Here is a 16,289-nt window from a genome sequence, read left to right as displayed (position 1 = left end):
AAGGGCGCCCCGAACCAGGCGCCTTTTCAGTGCACATCGCTAGCGCAGGTCTAGGGGAAACCAATAATGAAAAACCCTTACGCTCTCGGCTTCTGGTGCGCCCTGGTAGCCCTGGTGCTGCTCTCGGCCACCTATTTCTACGGCATCATGCTGGCCCACCAGATCGACAAGGCAATGGTCTTCCTCGACAGCACCGTGGCGCTGATCGCGGTCATGGCGATCGTGGTCGTGGCGTCGGCCCTGGTGCAGAGCCAGCGCCTCAAGAAACGCCAGCTTGAGCAAAGCAAGACGCTGCTGCTGATCTGGGACACCAAAGTCGCGCTGCGCAAAGTCGAAACCGTGTTCGACCGCTACTTCTGGGGCAGTTACTGGCAACCGGGGCGCACCTTCGCCGAAGTCATGGGCGAACTCACCGGCACGCCGCTGGAAAAAAGCCTCGAAGCCCTGAAAAAACAATGCCTGGCCCTCGACCGGCAAGTCGCTGACGACGGCTGGCACTGGCTCAACAATGCCCGCGAACTGTCGGACGTCGCCACCGCCATGGCCCGCGAGCGTTATCAACTGGACTTCTGCGACCCGCGCAGCGACGGGCCGGGCGGGGCGGTGATCGACCGGGATTTCGAAGTGCTGGTGTACACCTGGACCGCACGGCTGAAAAGCTTCGACCATCAGCTTGATGAGATCGAGGTGCAATATTCCTGACCCCTGAAAGATCGCCGAACCCGGCGATCTTTTTGTTTGTCCATGACTTGTCGACACTCTTTAACCTTTAATCGTTGGGCCGCGTCGCACTGCCAGTGCTAATCTCCACCGCTAAATTCAGCGGAGTCGCGCCACGGCCCGGTCACGGGTTCAGGGAAGACGACCACACTTTCAGCCACGGAAATCGATCAGGTCATTCATGAATAAATCAGCAGGCGTGCTTCTCGGAATTGTTGTGGCCATCGGCGCCATCAGCGTAGGCGGGGCCTGGTACACCGGCACCAAAATCGAAGGCGTCCTGAACAACGCCGTCGCCAACGCCAACAGCGAGTTGCAGACCGCCATGGCCGGTTCCAACGGCAGTGCGTCGCTGGAACTGGTATCGCTTGAGCGCAACACCTTCAGCAGCACCGCGCACTACCGCCTCAAGGGCGAGGGTGAAATGTTCGGCGAGGCGCCGGTCGAGCTGCTGTTCGTCGACCACATCGAACACGGCCCGCTGCCGTTCTCGCGGCTGGTGTCGCTGAAATGGCTGCCGGTCATGGCCACCAGTCACTACGAACTGGAGAAGACCCCGACCACCGAAAAATGGTTTGCCGCCACCAAGGGCGCCGCGCCGCTCAAGGGTGTGGTCAACATCGGTTACGACCAGTCCACCACCGGCAACCTTGAACTGCTGCCGCTGGAAACCGCGCTGGATGACAAGTCGAGCCTGAAATTTTCCGGCCTGAACATGGACATCTCCGCCAGCGCCCAGGCGCAGAAGGTCAAGGCCAACGGCTACATGGACAGCCTGCACCTGACCACGGTCGCCGAAGATCAGGCGCCGGTGCAGATCGAACTCAATGGCCTGACCCTGGCCAGCAACCTCGCCAAGAGCACTTACGGCTACTACACCGGCGAGAACACCCTGGAGCTGACCAGCAGCAAGACCACCTTCGGTGCCAAACAGTCGGTGCTGGGCGTGAAGAACTTCGAGATGAAGAACCGCACCGAAGAGAACGGCAGCAACGCCTCCGGCCGTGCCGACTATAAGGTCGCTGAAGTGACCCTCAACGACAAGAAGATCGGTTCGGCCAACCTGGCGATGAGCCTGAAGAACCTCGACATTCCGTCGGCCATGTCGCTGATGCAGATCTACCAGACCAAACTGCAGCCCTACGAGAAAGCCGCTGCCGAAGCCACCGCCGCCGGCCTGCCGGCGCCGGAGCTGGACCTCACCGAGGCCGAGTCCGCCCAGGTCAAGGCTGACCTGCAGAAACTGCTGGCAGCCGGGCCGCAACTGGCGCTGGAAGACCTGTCGCTGAAAACCGCCAACGGCGAAAGCCGCGCGAGTCTGGTGCTCGACCTGGCCAAGCCACAGTCGATGGATTTGCCGCCGGATCAGTTGGGCAAACAGCTGATCGCGCTGCTTGACGTCAATGTGCTGGTGTCCAAGCCGATGCTGGTCGATCTGCTCAGCGTGCAGGCGCAAATCGACGGTCAGACCGATGCCAAAGCCATTGTTGACCAGGCCAGCGCTGGCGCCGACATGTTCGCCGGCATGGCCGTGGGTTCGCAGTTGGCAACCCTGGACGGCACCAACGTTGTCACCAAACTGCATTACGCCGCCAATCAGGTGGAATTCAACGGCCAGAAGATGACTGTCGAGCAGTTTGTCGGCTTCTTGATGAGCAAGTTCGGCAGTATCGAGCAGCCTCAGTAAACGACGCCCCGCGCTAAAACGAAACGCCCGGCCTCTGCACCCGCAGACGCCGGGCGTTTTGCTGTCTGGCGTCCGGGTTTGCGGCCTTTCGGGAAATTCATCGTCACGAATCTGAATAATTATTGTGTTCTGAATCTTGGTCTACGCTTGCGTGCAAGACTGCCTGGATAAGCTTGGCTGAGCGTTTTTTGCTTGGCCTCCGTCACGAAATGGGCAAGGGGGAGCACTGCTACCCGGCTGGCCATGTAAGGATGCTGACGAATGCCGCGTATTGATGTTCCCGTATTACATCGTGGTTTACGCCCTTTGTTTCGAGTCGCGCTGTGCAGCCAGTTGCTCTGGCCGGCGCTCGCGTTCGCCGATACGGCCTACGATCAAATGGTGCTCGACGCCCGGGCCGGGCATTACACGCCCGCGCTGACCGTTTTGCGGCAGGTGCCGCCGGCCCAGGCCACCACCGGCCAGGTCAGCGATCACCTGCAAATCGCTGGCTGGGCCGGGCTCGACGCTGAAGTGGTGCAGGTCTACGAGACCCAGGGCCTTGGCCGGGCATTGCCGGTTCAGGCGCTGACCGCCACCGCCCGGGCCTATCGCAACCTCAAGCGTTGGGATCAGGCGATCCAGGTCTACAACAAGGCCCTGATGCTGGAGCCGGACAACGCCGACCTGCAACTCGGCCTGGCGCTGACCCAGGCCGACTCCAGCAAACCTGATGAAGGGGTGATCCGCGCCCGCTCGCTGGTCGCCGCCAAACCCGATGATCCTTCCCGCCGACTGGCGCTGGGCTACGCCCTGAATCGCGCCGGCAAGCCCTACGACGCGCTGTTCGAATACGACCAGGCCTTTGTCCGCGCCGGCAACAAACCGGAGGTCGCCCGCGAATACGTGGTCGCCCTGCAAAAGGCCCGTCTACCGGAGCCGGCGCTGCGTCTGGCGAAGCAGCGTCCGGGGTTGATCGATCCCGTCACCTTGCGCCGTCTGGAAGGCGATCTGGCCGCCGAGCGCGTGCGCCTTGCCGAGCTGGCCACCCGCAGCGAAAAAGAACGCTACGTGATCGCCGACCGCGCCCTGGCCGACTACGACCAGTTGCTCGCCACCTGGACCCCGGACGCCAGCGCCCACGACGACGTGACCCGCTGGCGCATCGACCGCATGGGCGCGCTCAAGGCCCGGGCGCGCACCGCCGAAGTCATCAGCGAATACCAGAAGCTGCAAGCCGAAGGCGTGAAGATTCCGACCTACGCCCTGCGCTGGGTGGCGGCGTCCTATCTGGATCAGCGCCAGCCGGAAATCGCCACCGATCTTTACCGGCAGGTGCTGGCGGCGCCGGACGCCGATGTCGGCGACCGACTCGAAGACACCACGGCGCTGTATTACTCGCTGCTGGAAAGCGACCGCGCCGAAGAGGCACGCAAGGTCGCCGAAGATCAGGCCAGGACACAGAAACCGCGCATCGAACTCAAGGGCCTGCCGATCGGCAACCCCAACGACGAATGGATGGACGCCCAGCAACTGGCGGCGCAGGCCGGCACCTACGGCTCCGACCTGCCTCACGGCGAAGAGCGCTTGCAAACCCTGGTGGATCAGGCGCCGGGCAACATCGGCCTGCGCCTGGCCCAGGCCGATCTGTACCTGGCCCGCAACTGGCCGCGCCGTGCGGAAAACCAGCTCAAGGAAACCGAGAGCATCGCGCCGCGCGACATGGGTCTTGAAGTCGCGCAGGCCCGCACCGCCATGGACCTGCAGGAATGGCGGCAAATGGACGCGCTGACCGACGACGTGGTGGCGCGCTTCCCCGACAACCGTCAGGTCCAGCGTCTGGCCCGCGAGCGTGAAGTGCATGACATGTCCGAACTGCGCGTCGAAGCTTACGGCGGCAAGGCCAATGGTGGCAGCGGTGGCAATGCCGGCGCGGTCAGCGGCAGCCGCGACTTCGGTATTCAGACCACCCTTTACAGCCCGCCGATCGATGAAGACTGGCGGGTGTTCGCCGGGGCCGGATACGCCACAGGCGATTTCACCGAAGGGACCGGCCACCACCGCTTCCAGCGTGTCGGCCTGGAGCGTCGCACCCGCGACATGACCCTCGAAGCCGAAGTGTCGAATCATTCCTATGGGTTTGGTGACAAGCAGGGCGCGCGCCTGGCGATTGCCCGCGACATCGACGATCACTGGCAATACGGCGGCAGCCTCGAATATCTGTCGGCCGAGACCCCGCTGCGGGCATTGAACAGCGACATCAAGGCCAACGGCGGCAGCGGTTTCATTCGCTGGCGCGCCAACGAGAGTCGCGAATGGCGGCTGGCGGTCAGCCCGTCGCACTTCAGCGACGGCAACAACCGTGTCGAAGCCTTGCTGACCGGAAAAGAGGGCGTCTACAGCGCGCCGAACCTGCAAGTCGATGCGGGCCTGGAAGTGAGCACCAGCCACAACTCCAAGTCCGATGACGTGCCGTACTTCAACCCGAAGTCGGACTTCAGCGTCATGCCGCTGCTGAACGTCAATCACGTGCTGTACCACCGTTACGAAACCGTCTGGAGCCAGCAGTTCCAGGCCGGTGCGGGTACTTACAGCCAGCGTGATCACGGCACCGGCGGCATGGCATTGCTCGGTTACGGCCAGCGCTACGCCTGGAACGACGTGTTCGAGGTGGGCGGTTTGTTCAGTGTGATCAACCGGCCCTACGACGGTGACCGGGAAACCGATCTGCGTCTGCTCGTCGACCTCACTTTCCGCTTCTAGAAGAGTTTGAAGATGCCTTTGATTTCGCGTTTCATCCTTCTGCTGGGAGTGCTGCTGGTCAGCGCCTGCGCCCAGCAAGCCCCGGCCTTCGTGCCGCCGTCCGAGCGACCGGTGGCAGCCAGTGAAAAGCCTTGGCCGAAAAACCACGTGCTGGGCATTGCCTACCACGACGTCGAAGATCGTGACCCCGATCAGGCGGTGGTGGCGGTGCGCACCGAGCGCCTGCTCGAACAGCTCGCCTGGCTGCGGGAGAACAACTACAAACCGGTGACGGTCGATCAGATCATGGCCGCACGCAAGGGCGGGCCGGAACTGCCGCCCAAGGCGATCCTGCTCAGCTTCGACGACGGTTACTCAAGCTTCTACACCCGCGTGTTGCCGGTGTTGCGCGCCTATAACTGGCATGCGCTGCTGGCGCCGGTCGGCACCTGGATCGATACGCCGCTGAACCAACCGGTGGACTTCGCCGGCACGCCGCGTGCGCGCTCGGACTTCCTGACCTGGGCTCAGGTGCGGGAAATCTCCCAATCGGGGCTGGTGGAAATCGCTGCCCACACCGACGCCAGCCACAAAGGCATCCTCGCCAACCCGCAGGGCAACATGCAGCCGGCGGCCGCAACCCGACGCTACGATCCGGTGAGCAAACGCTATGAATCCGAAGCGGACTTCCAGGCGCGCATGCGTACCGATGTGGCGGCCATCTCGGAAAAAATCCGCAAGGTCACCGGTAAGAAACCAAGGGTCTGGGTCTGGCCCTACGGTACAGCGGACGGCACTTCGCTGACGGTGGTCAGTGAGCAGGGCTACGAAATGGCCCTGACTCTCGATGACGGTCTCGATGCTCTCGACAACCTGATGAGCGGTCCGCGCTTTCTGGTCGCCTCCGATCCTGACGGCGAGCATTTCGCCAACAGCATCGTCGCGGTGCAATCGGACTTCACCATGCGCGTGGTGCATGTGGATCTGGACAACGTCTACGACCCGGATCCGGCGCAGCAGGAAATCAACCTTGGCAAACTGATCCAGCGCATGGCGGACATGGGCGCCAACACCGTGTTCCTGCAAGCCTTCGCCGATCCGAAGGGCGACGGCCTGGTGCATTCGCTGTACTTCCCCAACCGTCATCTGCCGATGCGTGCCGACCTGTTCGATCGTGTCGCCTGGCAATTGCGCACCCGGGCTCATGTGAAGGTCTTTGCGTGGATGCCGGTGCTGAGTTTCGAACTGGATTCGAGGCTGCCACGGGTGACGCGCTGGGATCCGAAGACCGGCACGACGGCTGTCGACCCGGATCAATATAAACGCCTGTCGCCGTTCGATCCCGAGGTGCGGCGGATCATCGGCGAGATCTACGAAGACGTGGCACGCCTGACTTCGGTCGACGGCATTCTCTACCACGACGACGCGGTGCTCTCGGACTTCGAAGACGCCGGCCCTCAGGCGCTGAAGGCCTATGCCGCCAACGGCTTGCCGGGCTCGATCGCCGCCCTGCGTGACGATCCGGCGGCGATGCAGCGCTGGACGCGGTTCAAGAGCCGCTACCTGATCGACTTCACCAATGAGCTGACCGCCAGGGTGCGCGCGATTCGTGGCCCGCAAGTGCTCACCGCACGCAACATCTTCGCCGAGCCGATTCTCAACCCCGAGAGCGAAGCGTGGTTCGCGCAGAACCTCGACGACTTCCTTGTGAGTTACGACTGGACGGCGCCGATGGCCATGCCGCTCATGGAAAAACAGACCCATGCGCAATCCGGCCCGTGGCTCGAACAGCTGGTGGCGAAGATCAAACAGCGCCCCGGGGCGCTGGATCGCACGGTATTCGAACTGCAGGCCCGGGACTGGACGAAAAAGGAACAGGCCGACATCGACGGTGCACGACTGGCCGACTGGATGGGCCGCCTCAAGCGTCAGGGCGCCACAAGTTTCGGCTACTACCCGGACAACTTCCTCGAGAACCTGCCGGACCTGAAAACCGTGCGGCCTGCGCTCTCCAACAAATGGAACCCATGACATGCTGGATAGACTGCTGGCCCTGCTTGTTCTGGCGATCGTCCTCGGCGTTCCGCTGGGGCTGATCTTCCTGGTCACCGGGCAATTCCTGATGGACTTCGTGTTCTTCTACCCGCTGTTCATGTCCGGGTTGTGGATTTCCGGTGGCTTGTATTTCTGGCTGCACTGGGAGCGGCACTGGCCGTGGAAGGACGACACGCTGCCGCCACCGCTGGCAGGCGAACCGCTGATTTCGATCCTGATCCCTTGCTACAACGAGGGCGACAACGCCGCCGATACCATCCACGCGGCGCTGGCGCAGCATTACCCGAACATCGAAGTCATCGCGATCAACGATGGCTCCAAGGACAACACCGCACAAGTGCTGGATGCGCTGGCCAAGGAAGACCCTCGGCTGCGGGTGCTGCACCTGGCGGAAAACCAGGGCAAGGCCGTGGCTCTGCGCATGGGCGCCATTGCTGCGCGCAGTGAATATCTGGTGTGCATCGACGGTGACGCGCTGCTGGCGCCGAACACCGCGGCTTATCTCGTCGCGCCGATGCTCGACAACGCGCGGCTGGGCGCGGTGACCGGCAACCCACGAATCCGCACGCGTTCGACGCTGGTCGGGCGGGTTCAGGTCGGCGAGTTCTCGTCGATCATCGGGCTGATCAAGCGCACCCAGCGGGTGTTCGGGCGGATTTTCACCGTGTCGGGTGTGATCGTCGCGTTCCGCCGTACCGCGCTGAACCGGGTCGGCTACTGGAGCCCGGACATGATCACCGAAGACATCGACATCAGCTGGAAGCTGCAACTGGACCACTGGAGCATCTTCTACGAGCCCCGTGCCCTGTGCTGGATCCTGATGCCGGAAACCCTGCGCGGTCTGTGGAAACAGCGTCTGCGCTGGGCCCAGGGCGGCGCCGAAGTGCTGTTCAAGAACATTCGCGGGATCTGGCAGTACCGTCACCGTTACCTTTGGCCGCTGCTGTTCGAATACTGCCTGTCCACCGGTTGGGCGTTCACCTTCCTGTTGTCGGTGATCTTCTGGGCCGTCGGCAAGTTCGTGGTCATGCCCGAGGCGATTGCGGTGCATCACCTGATGCCTCCGGCGTTTACCGGTTTGCTGCTGGCGTTTGTCTGCCTGGTGCAGTTCGCGGTCAGCATCATCATTGACCGTCGCTACGAGCCGGGCCTGGGCAAGACGATGTTCTGGGTGGTGTGGTACCCGATCGCGTTCTGGTTCGTCAGCCTGCTGACCACGCTGGTCAGTTTCCCCAAGGTATTGTTCGGTCAACACCAGAAGCGTGCGCGCTGGGTCAGTCCCGACCGGGGTATCAAACCGATCGGGGACGATGAAGAGGAGGTTATCAAATGAAAATCATCCGGACCCGCCAACGGCCGTTTCTGGTGGTGGTCGATGCGTTCTTCACGGTGCTGGCCTGGGTCGGCCTGCTGTATTTGCTGGTGCGCGGCCTGTGGCCGTTGATCGAGACCCACGAAGGCGGGCCGCGCATCGACCATTCGGCGTTCGAAGCCCTCGGCACTTTGCAGATTTACCTGTGGGTGGCGTTGGTCAACGCGGTGATCCTGATCGGCTGGGCGCGTTATCAACAACGCAAGAGCCGAAGCTTCGCCCAGCGTCGCCTGCCGCCCCCGGTGGTCGACGATGAGGCGCTGAGCCGCAGCTTCAAACTGTGCGACGACCGCTTTCAGAAACTCCGCGGGCCGGGCGTCATGACCATCCACAACGATCAGGACGGCGACGTCAGCCATGTCGTGCCGCATTTGTGGCCGGTACACCCTGAAGAATTGCCGCCGCCGCTGGCGCCACTGGAGCACCCTCGGGTGATCTTTCTGCACGCCGAGGACGACGACAACCGCGAGCCGTTGAACCGGATCACCTGACGGCGCGAATCAGCCGCCAGGCCTCCTCCATCGACAGCGGTTGCTTCATCCGTTCGGCCAGCAGCGCCATCGACCTTTCCTCTTCGCAGGCCACCGCTGCCACCACGACACCCTTGCACCCGAACAGTCCGATAAACGGCGGCTGTTCGGGTTCGCCGATAAATTCGACCGCATCCCACGCCTCGGCGTGACCGAGATAGTCGTAGTTGCGGCCGAAATGCCAGGTCCAGAAATACGGCACGTCGAGGTAATGTTCATCGCCACCGAGCAGATTGGCGGCGGCGATCCGCGCGTGCTGCTGGGCCAGGCGCCAGTGCTCGATGCGTTGTGGCTGGCCGTTCAGCGGGAAGGTGGCGATATCGCCAATGGCCCACAGACCTTCGGTGACGCGCAGGCTGCCATCGACCAACAGTGATTGATCGTCCTCGCGCGGCAGGTCGCCGAACGCTTCGGTGGCCGGATGTACGCCGATTCCCGCTAACACCAGATCTGCCGACAGGCGCAGGCCATTGTCGAGCAACACTGCCTCGACCTTGCCGTCGCCGGTGATTTCCCTGGCTTCGTGATCGGTGATGAATTTCACGCCGTTTTCTTCGTGCAGCGCCCGGATCGCCTTGCCAACGGCTTCACCGAACTGCGCCGCGAAGGGAATCGCGTGCCGCGCGAGTACCGTCACCTCGAGCCCGTGCTGGCGCAGGGCCGAGGCGCATTCGAGTGCAATGAAGCTGTCACCGATGATGACGGCACGCTGGCCGGGTTGGGCGGCGTCCATGATGGATTGCGCCTGGGCTTTGGAGCGCAGGACAAACACTTGGGGCATGTCGGCGCCGGGCAGTTTCAGCGCGTTGGGCGTTGCGCCGGTGGCCAGCACCGCCGCGCTGTAATTCATTGTGCGGCCATCGCTCAGGTGAAGGGTCCGGGTATCGGCATCGAGCCCGCTGACCTCGCCCGAAACCCGATTGATGTGTTGCTCGCGGTAAAAGTCGTCATCGCGCAGGGGCGGGGTTTCCGGCGCCGGCATTTCCCCGGACAGCACGAATTTGCTCAACACCGTTCGGTCGTAGCCGGCGTCCGGCTCGCAGTCGATCAGCACGATCCGCCCGCCGAAGCCTTTCTCGCGCAGCGCGGCGGCGCAGGCCGTTCCGCCGGCACCGGCGCCGACAATGACAAAGGTGCGTGGATCGTCCTTCGGCGGAGTGTGCGGATCCGGCAACGGCTGGTCATCGACCCACACCTCGTCGCCGCGCAGTTCCAGCGGATAGCGCTTGAGGCTGTCCAGCGCCGGAGGTTCGCACAAGGCGCCGTCTTCGGCGCGAAAGGCTGCCTTGTGCCACGGGCAGATCAGTCGGCCGTGACACAACGCACCTTCCGCCAGCGTCGCGCCGGCATGCGGGCATTCCCCCTGAAAGGCGCGCAACTGGCCGGCGGCGCGCAGCAGGACGATCTTGCATTCGCCGATCTGCACCTCCAGCCCACGGTCTTCAGGCACATCGGCGAATCGGGCGACACGGTGCAGGGTCATGTTCGTGCTCCTCACAGGCATTTCTCTTACGAGTTTGGGCCGCATTGCGAGGTTCAGCCATTTCCTACTGCCACGGCACGAACGGTACGGCTATAGTTTGCAGGCCGACGAAGGCCCAACTGCACAAGGTGCTCCCGGAATGACCCGATTGACCTCTCTAAACCCTTGGCTGGCGGCCGTTGCCGTCGCCCTTTGCGTGCAGTTTCCGGCGCAGGCCCAGGAGCGCTTCACCCTCAGCATTCCCGGTGTGTCGGATAACCGTCTGTTCACCTCGGCGGCGGCCAGCGATGCGGCCGGCTGCGGCGGCAAGAACCAGTCACCGGCCCTGAGCTGGAACGCAGGCCCCAGCGGAACCCTGAGCTACGCGATCGTCATGCACGATCCGGACGGCCAGAAAGGCGCAGGCGTCGATCACTGGATTCACTACGGGATCAAGGCCACGACCCGGCAGATTCCGGCTGGCGTCGGCGCAAAATCGGCCCTTGAAGGCTTCGGTGGCACCAACAGCAAAGGCACCACCAGCTACATCGGCCCATGCCCACCGGTTGGCGACAGCGCGCACCACTACATCATTCAGATCTACGCCCTCGATCTGGCCCCGGACGCCTTGCCCGTCGGTCTGACCCGTGCCCAGCTGATGGAAAAAATCAAAGGCCACGTGCTGCGCAACAGCAGTGTGGTGCGGCGTTATCACCGCTGAAAATTTTTCGGCGAGGTTTAACCCGTACTGAAAGGGCTGCCCGTCTCAGGGGATGAATGGATCAATTCTTCCCCGAGGTCAGCCCCCATGTCCCTTCCTTCCACGCTTCTGCGCCCTCTTGCTGCCAGTGTGTTGCTGGTGGTTGCCGGTTGCGGCGTTTCCTCCAGCCCGGAAACCACCGTTGTGCCACCTCCGGCGCAGACCGAACTGAAATCTTCCGCGCAGCCCGAAGCGATCATGGCCGACAGCTCGATGGCCAAGCGCAGTGTCCTGGCGGCGCCGATCGCCCGTTTTGCACCAATGCCGGCCGGTGAAAGTTATCCACAGGGTTATCGCGACGAACAGCGCGAGCAGTACGCCAATCTGGCCGACAACCCGATCCACAGCGTCGCCGAAACCCCGGTCTCGACCTTCAGTGCCGACGTCGACACCGGCGCCTACGCCAACGTGCGGCGGTTGCTCAATCAGGGTCGACTGCCGCCGGAGGGCGCGGTCCGGCTGGAAGAGATGGTCAATTACTTTCCCTACGACTACGCACTGCCGAGCGATGGCTCGCCCTTTGGTGTGACCACCGAACTGGCTGCTTCACCGTGGAGTCCGCATACCCGCTTGCTGCGCATCGGCATCAAGGCGTCCGACCGCGCGGTGGCGGAACTGGCGCCAGCGAACCTGGTGTTTCTGGTGGATGTGTCCGGCTCGATGGACCGCCGCGAAGGCTTGCCGCTGGTCAAAAGCACCCTGAAATTGCTGGTCGATCAATTGCGCGAGCAGGATCGGGTGTCGCTGGTGGTGTATGCCGGCGAATCCAGAGTGGTGCTGGAGCCGACTTCCGGACGGGAAAAGGCGAAAATTCGCACAGCCATCGAGCAATTGACTGCCGGCGGCTCGACCGCCGGCGCTTCAGGCATTGAGCGGGCTTATCAGATGGCGCAGCAGGCGTTCATCCCCAAAGGCATCAACCGCATCCTGTTGGCCACCGACGGTGACTTCAACGTCGGCATCAGCGACTTCGACAGCCTGAAACAAATGGCTGTGGATAAACGCAAGACCGGAATTTCCCTGACCACCCTGGGTTTCGGTGTGGATAACTACAATGAGCACCTGATGGAACAACTGGCCGATGCCGGTGACGGCAACTACGCCTACATCGACAACCTGCGTGAAGCGCGCAAGGTGCTGGTGGATCAACTCGGTTCGACCCTCGCCGTGGTGGCGAAAAACGTCAAGTTGCAGGTCGAGTTCAACCCGGCGCAGGTCAGCGAATACCGGCTGCTCGGCTACGAAAACCGCGCGCTGAAGCGTGAGGATTTCAGCAACGACAAGGTCGATGCCGGCGAAGTCGGTGCAGGCCATACGGTGACGGCGTTGTATGAAATTGTCCCGACAGGCGAGAAGGGCTGGCTGGAGCCGCTGCGCTACGGAAAAAACGATGCAGTGGTTTCCGAGAAGAAAGGAGAATTGGCAATGCTGCGTGTGCGATATCAAAAGCCTGAGGGTGGGAAAAGTCTGCTGATCGAGCGGCCGATTGCCAGTCAGGTTGCGCCGGCCAGTGAGGACCTGCGTTTCGCTGCCGCCGTCGCCGCGTTTTCACAACAACTCAAGGACGGCCGCTACACCGGTGATTTCAGCCTCAAGGACACCGAAACCCTGGCGCGAGGTGCCCGTGGCGATGACCGCTTTGGCCTGCGCAACGAGTTCGTGCAACTGGTGGAACTGGCGCAGAGCCTGCGTACGTCCATCGCCTCCAACGGAACGTCCACTGAGCGACGGATTGAATAGTGAGCCGCCTCAAAGGCTTCATCACACAGCTGTTTGCTTCTGCAGACAGCCTTGAGACCAGCAGCGACGAATCGCTGCTGGCCCGTTATCGCGAGGGTGACGGCGGGGCGTTCGAGATCCTGTACGCCCGCCATCGCCAGAGTCTTTACCGGTTTCTGCTCGGTTTGAGCGGCAAACCGGAACTGGCCGACGAGGTGTTCCAGGAGACCTGGCTGAGCTTGATCCGCAGTGCCAGTCAGCCACAAGGCCGGGCGATCTTTCGTACGTGGTTGTTCCAGATTGCCCGCAATCGCCTGATCGATCACTGGCGCAAACACGGCGCCCGGCAACCGTTGCATGACAGCTACGACGAGCAAACCCACGCCGTCAGCGACGACGCCTCCGATCCCGAACAGCTGCTCAACCTCAGCCGCGACAGCGAGCGCCTGGAAAGCGCCCTGCAATCCTTGCCCGCCGACCAGCGCGAAGTGTTCCTGCTGCGCGCCCACGGCGACCTCGACCTGGCGCAAATCGCCAGCCTCACCGAAACACCGCTGGAAACCGTCAAGAGCCGTTTGCGCTACGCCCAGCAAAAACTGCGTCGGCTGCTGGCCGAGGAGGTACTGACATGACGGACGCCCGCCCGACCCCCGAAGAGCAAGTGCTCAAGCACGTGCGTGAACAGCACAACGCCGAGCCGCCGGCGCATCTCGATGCGCTGATCCTCAACGCCGCCCGCCGTGAAACCCCGATGCCACGGCAGAGCCTGTGGCAACGCTGGCTCAAGGCCTGCCAGACACCGCGCTATCAGGTGGCTTTTGCCAGTCTGGTCGGCATCGCGCTGATGCTGTCGCTGGTGCAACGCACGCCGGAGCCCGTGGCTCAATACGATTTCGCCCCCGCCGCGAAACCGGCTGCGCCAGTGGCCCGCCAGGAGGCCCGATCATTGTCGGCGACCACCGGCGCGCTTTCTGCGCCAGCTCCCGCGCCAATGGCGGAAATGGCTGCACCGATGCAGAGCGAATCGATCAGCGCCGACACGGCGGACGAAGCCAAGGTCGGCAAGCGCGCCGCTGCCCCGGTCAACGGTCTCGACGAGCAGCTGCGTGAAGTCCTGCGCCTGCGCGAGTCCGGCCAATCGCAAGCGGCCGACACCCTGTTCAACCACCTGCACAAGCGCTACCCGAACGTGAATCTCGACCTGCGACTGGAAAAAATCCGCAAGAACTGACCGTATCAGTGATCCGCCATTTGGCATTGACCCGCAAAAACGCGCACTATCGGGTCATTGCCGATGCGCTGGAGGATGCCGTGGCCCAAAAAATCGACCGCATCGCCCAAATGCTCAACTGCCCGGTGAAGGGTGAGGAACTGCGGCGGGCAGTGACGGAGAGTCGCAAGGAGTTTCTTCTGGCCAAACAGGCCGAAGAGGATCTGCAAGAAGACGTTCTCGATGATGAGTTGATCGAGGACGAAGAAGACGATGATGAATATGACGAGTTTGACTGGACGACGGAGTGAGTCGCCGGTCGGCAGGCACAAAAAAGCCCCGGACCATCACAGTCCGGGGCTTTCTCGTTTAAATCAATGGCGCACCAGGCGGGATTCGAACCCACGACCCCTGCCTTCGGAGGGCAGTACTCTATCCAGCTGAGCTACTGGTGCAGCGGGCGACATCATACCTAGGTCGGCTCGGGGCGTCCATGCCGGTTTTTGCCGGGTCATTGTCAGTGTTTGTGTCGGTGCAGGGCGCATTCCAAAAGGCTGTAACGTCCTGCAAAACGCTCTCGTGGCAGTTTGGCGCAGCTGTTCTATTGTTTTCCTGCGGCGGGTTCCTCGATCGCCTTATTCAGGGAGAAAAGCATGAGCGTCGTCAATCCTCAAATCACCGACTCTGTCACCCAATCGACCGTGCAGGTCGTCGGTTCTGCACCGGCCACGGCCATTGCTACGCTGACTCAGGTCAGCAGTCATGCGGTCAGTCTGGCGTTGCAGAACGCGGTCAGTCATCAGCAGGCGCTGAACATTATCGGCAACGCCACCGTGGCGGCGGCCGTGCAGCAGATTCTGGCGGTGGGAGGGCGATCCTGATGGCCAGGGAAAAGGCGCAGACCGACGATGCGCAACAGCCGGCCGTTGATCCGGCCACCGCTGCGGCTTCATTGCTCGAATCACTCAACGAGCATCTGCTTCAGCAATCGGCTGAGGGCGTGGGTGCCGACGCCTTGAACCGACAGATCGTCGAAGCGGTGAACCTGCTCAACACTCAGTTGGCGGCCAATGCGCCCGCACTGGCGTCGCTGGGTTCGGAGCTGCTGATTCGTCAGGCCAGCGGATTGGTGGCGCAGTCGGCGGCGAGCTACTTCGACGGTGTCACCAAACTCGCTCTGGCTTCTCAAGGTGTGCTGCTGCGCAAGATGACCGAGAGCATCATCAAGGATGACCTCGACGCCGCCACCGAAAGTGCGCTCGGCGCGTTGAATACCCATCTGCTGGTAGGCGGAGCTGCGGCGGTGGCCGCGGCGAGCGGGGTGCTGGACGCCGACGGAGTGGACCAGGCACTTGAGCGAATCAATCAGAGCATTGCCCAGTTCAGCGCCAGCCAGCCTGAGCGGTCGTCCGGCGCCTGAGCAATATTTGCAACACCCACTGTCCCTTGAAAGGAGTCGGAACATGGCAACCGTGAATGATCAGATTACCGATGCAGTCACCCAGACCAGCGTCAAGGTTGTGGCCGAAGCGCCGGCCATGGCGATGGGCAGCCTTTACCAGAGCCTGGCGCACTCGACCGGCATCCTGTTCGAGAACGCCGTCAGTGCCCAACAGCAACAGAACACCCTGGCGCAAGCGGCGACCAATCAGGGCGTGATGCAGATTTACAGAGTTGATACCACAGCCGGCGCCGCGGCCACGGAGAAAGTCGCGCAGACGGGGGTGGCTGACAACCTGACCAGTCTGTTGACGGTGCTCAAATCGTTTCAGGATAAGTAGTCACCATCCTCTGTTCCCTGCCGTTCGACGGTGGCAGGGAACAGAGGCACTTGTACGTTGATCTGAAATGTTCAGCAATTGCGGCGTTTTTGTTCTTTTTTTCGAACGCCCTATTGTCCTTCAACCCCTTTGAACCTAGGATTCGTTTGAGATTTCAAACGCTCCTTATCCAGGTGCTGAGTCGCACGCCATTTGAGTCGTGCGCTGTTATGTGCCAGCCCGGTAAATGATTTCCCTGACGGCAGCCTTGCGAGGCGCCTTTCTACAATCAT

Annotated in this window: 15 protein-coding genes and 1 tRNA gene; 14 read left to right on the top strand and 2 right to left on the bottom strand. The window is 62.4% G+C overall.

The features are described from left to right. The first annotated feature begins 66 nt into the window (after positions 1 to 66). The 6 genes from CAF73_RS11955 to pgaD all read left to right on the top strand — a co-directional run bounded on the left by CAF73_RS11955 (position 67) and on the right by pgaD (position 9,046). Positions 67 to 702, top strand: coding sequence for a hypothetical protein (locus CAF73_RS11955; RefSeq protein ID WP_007957651.1), 636 nt, complete (start codon positions 67 to 69; stop codon positions 700 to 702). A 199-nt stretch (positions 703 to 901) separates the two neighbouring features. Continuing rightward, entirely contained in the window at positions 902 to 2,407 is a 1,506-nt protein-coding gene (locus CAF73_RS11950; protein WP_085702794.1) for a YdgA family protein, read from the top strand. A 261-nt stretch (positions 2,408 to 2,668) separates the two neighbouring features. Further along, entirely contained in the window at positions 2,669 to 5,149 is a 2,481-nt protein-coding gene (gene pgaA, locus CAF73_RS11945; RefSeq protein WP_085702793.1) for a poly-beta-1,6 N-acetyl-D-glucosamine export porin PgaA, read from the top strand. Between the two features lie 12 nt (positions 5,150 to 5,161). After that, positions 5,162 to 7,159 (top strand): poly-beta-1,6-N-acetyl-D-glucosamine N-deacetylase PgaB, encoded by a 1,998-nt coding sequence (pgaB, locus tag CAF73_RS11940; RefSeq protein WP_085702792.1) that lies wholly within the window; start codon positions 5,162 to 5,164, stop codon positions 7,157 to 7,159. A gap of 1 nt (position 7,160) precedes the next feature. Continuing rightward, positions 7,161 to 8,516, top strand: coding sequence for a poly-beta-1,6-N-acetyl-D-glucosamine synthase (gene pgaC / locus CAF73_RS11935; RefSeq protein ID WP_085697952.1), 1,356 nt, complete (start codon positions 7,161 to 7,163; stop codon positions 8,514 to 8,516). Continuing rightward, positions 8,513 to 9,046, top strand: coding sequence for a poly-beta-1,6-N-acetyl-D-glucosamine biosynthesis protein PgaD (gene pgaD / locus CAF73_RS11930; RefSeq protein WP_085697953.1), 534 nt, complete (start codon positions 8,513 to 8,515; stop codon positions 9,044 to 9,046). The genes pgaC and pgaD overlap by 4 nt, the downstream gene beginning before the upstream one ends. Here the strand turns inward: pgaD and CAF73_RS11925 are convergent. Continuing rightward, complete coding sequence (locus CAF73_RS11925; protein WP_085702791.1) at positions 9,039 to 10,568, bottom strand: FAD-dependent oxidoreductase; 1,530 nt, start codon at positions 10,566 to 10,568, stop codon at positions 9,039 to 9,041. The genes pgaD and CAF73_RS11925 overlap by 8 nt on opposite strands. Before the next feature lie 139 nt (positions 10,569 to 10,707). Between CAF73_RS11925 and CAF73_RS11920 the strand changes: the two genes are divergently transcribed. From CAF73_RS11920 to CAF73_RS11900, 5 genes are all read left to right on the top strand, one after another. Next, positions 10,708 to 11,268, top strand: a complete 561-nt coding sequence (locus CAF73_RS11920) for a YbhB/YbcL family Raf kinase inhibitor-like protein (protein WP_085702790.1) — start codon at positions 10,708 to 10,710, stop codon at positions 11,266 to 11,268. Between the two features lie 87 nt (positions 11,269 to 11,355). Beyond that, positions 11,356 to 13,047, top strand: a complete 1,692-nt coding sequence (locus CAF73_RS11915; RefSeq protein WP_085702789.1) for a VWA domain-containing protein — start codon at positions 11,356 to 11,358, stop codon at positions 13,045 to 13,047. Between the two features lie 29 nt (positions 13,048 to 13,076). Continuing rightward, complete coding sequence (locus CAF73_RS11910) at positions 13,077 to 13,658, top strand: RNA polymerase sigma factor (protein ID WP_234206563.1); 582 nt, start codon at positions 13,077 to 13,079, stop codon at positions 13,656 to 13,658. Beyond that, the gene (locus CAF73_RS11905) at positions 13,655 to 14,257 is read left to right on the top strand and encodes a hypothetical protein (protein ID WP_085702787.1); all 603 of its coding nucleotides are present in this window, start codon (positions 13,655 to 13,657) and stop codon (positions 14,255 to 14,257) included. The genes CAF73_RS11910 and CAF73_RS11905 overlap by 4 nt, the downstream gene beginning before the upstream one ends. 20 nt (positions 14,258 to 14,277) lie before the next feature. Further along, entirely contained in the window at positions 14,278 to 14,547 is a 270-nt protein-coding gene (locus CAF73_RS11900) for a hypothetical protein (RefSeq protein ID WP_234206565.1), read from the top strand. A gap of 67 nt (positions 14,548 to 14,614) precedes the next feature. Here the strand turns inward: CAF73_RS11900 and CAF73_RS11895 are convergent. Then, positions 14,615 to 14,691: transfer RNA gene (locus CAF73_RS11895), tRNA-Arg, on the bottom strand. A 198-nt stretch (positions 14,692 to 14,889) separates the two neighbouring features. Between CAF73_RS11895 and CAF73_RS11890 the strand changes: the two genes are divergently transcribed. From CAF73_RS11890 to CAF73_RS11880, 3 genes are read left to right on the top strand one after another with little or no spacing between them, the layout of a single operon-like run. Then, on the top strand, positions 14,890 to 15,117 hold the full coding sequence (locus CAF73_RS11890) for a RebB family R body protein (protein WP_085684289.1): 228 nt from the start codon (positions 14,890 to 14,892) through the stop codon (positions 15,115 to 15,117). After that, positions 15,117 to 15,656, top strand: coding sequence for a hypothetical protein (locus tag CAF73_RS11885; protein ID WP_085702786.1), 540 nt, complete (start codon positions 15,117 to 15,119; stop codon positions 15,654 to 15,656). Before CAF73_RS11890 ends, CAF73_RS11885 begins: the two co-directional genes overlap by 1 nt. A 43-nt stretch (positions 15,657 to 15,699) precedes the next feature. Then, positions 15,700 to 16,017 (top strand): RebB family R body protein, encoded by a 318-nt coding sequence (locus CAF73_RS11880; RefSeq protein WP_085702785.1) that lies wholly within the window; start codon positions 15,700 to 15,702, stop codon positions 16,015 to 16,017. Positions 16,018 to 16,289: the final 272 nt, after the last annotated feature.

The sequence above is a fragment of the Pseudomonas sp. B15(2017) genome (genome assembly GCF_002113215.1).
Lineage (GTDB): Bacteria > Pseudomonadota > Gammaproteobacteria > Pseudomonadales > Pseudomonadaceae > Aquipseudomonas.
The sequence above is the reverse complement of the archived record's forward strand: the minus strand, read 5'-3'. Positions and strand labels throughout refer to the sequence as shown.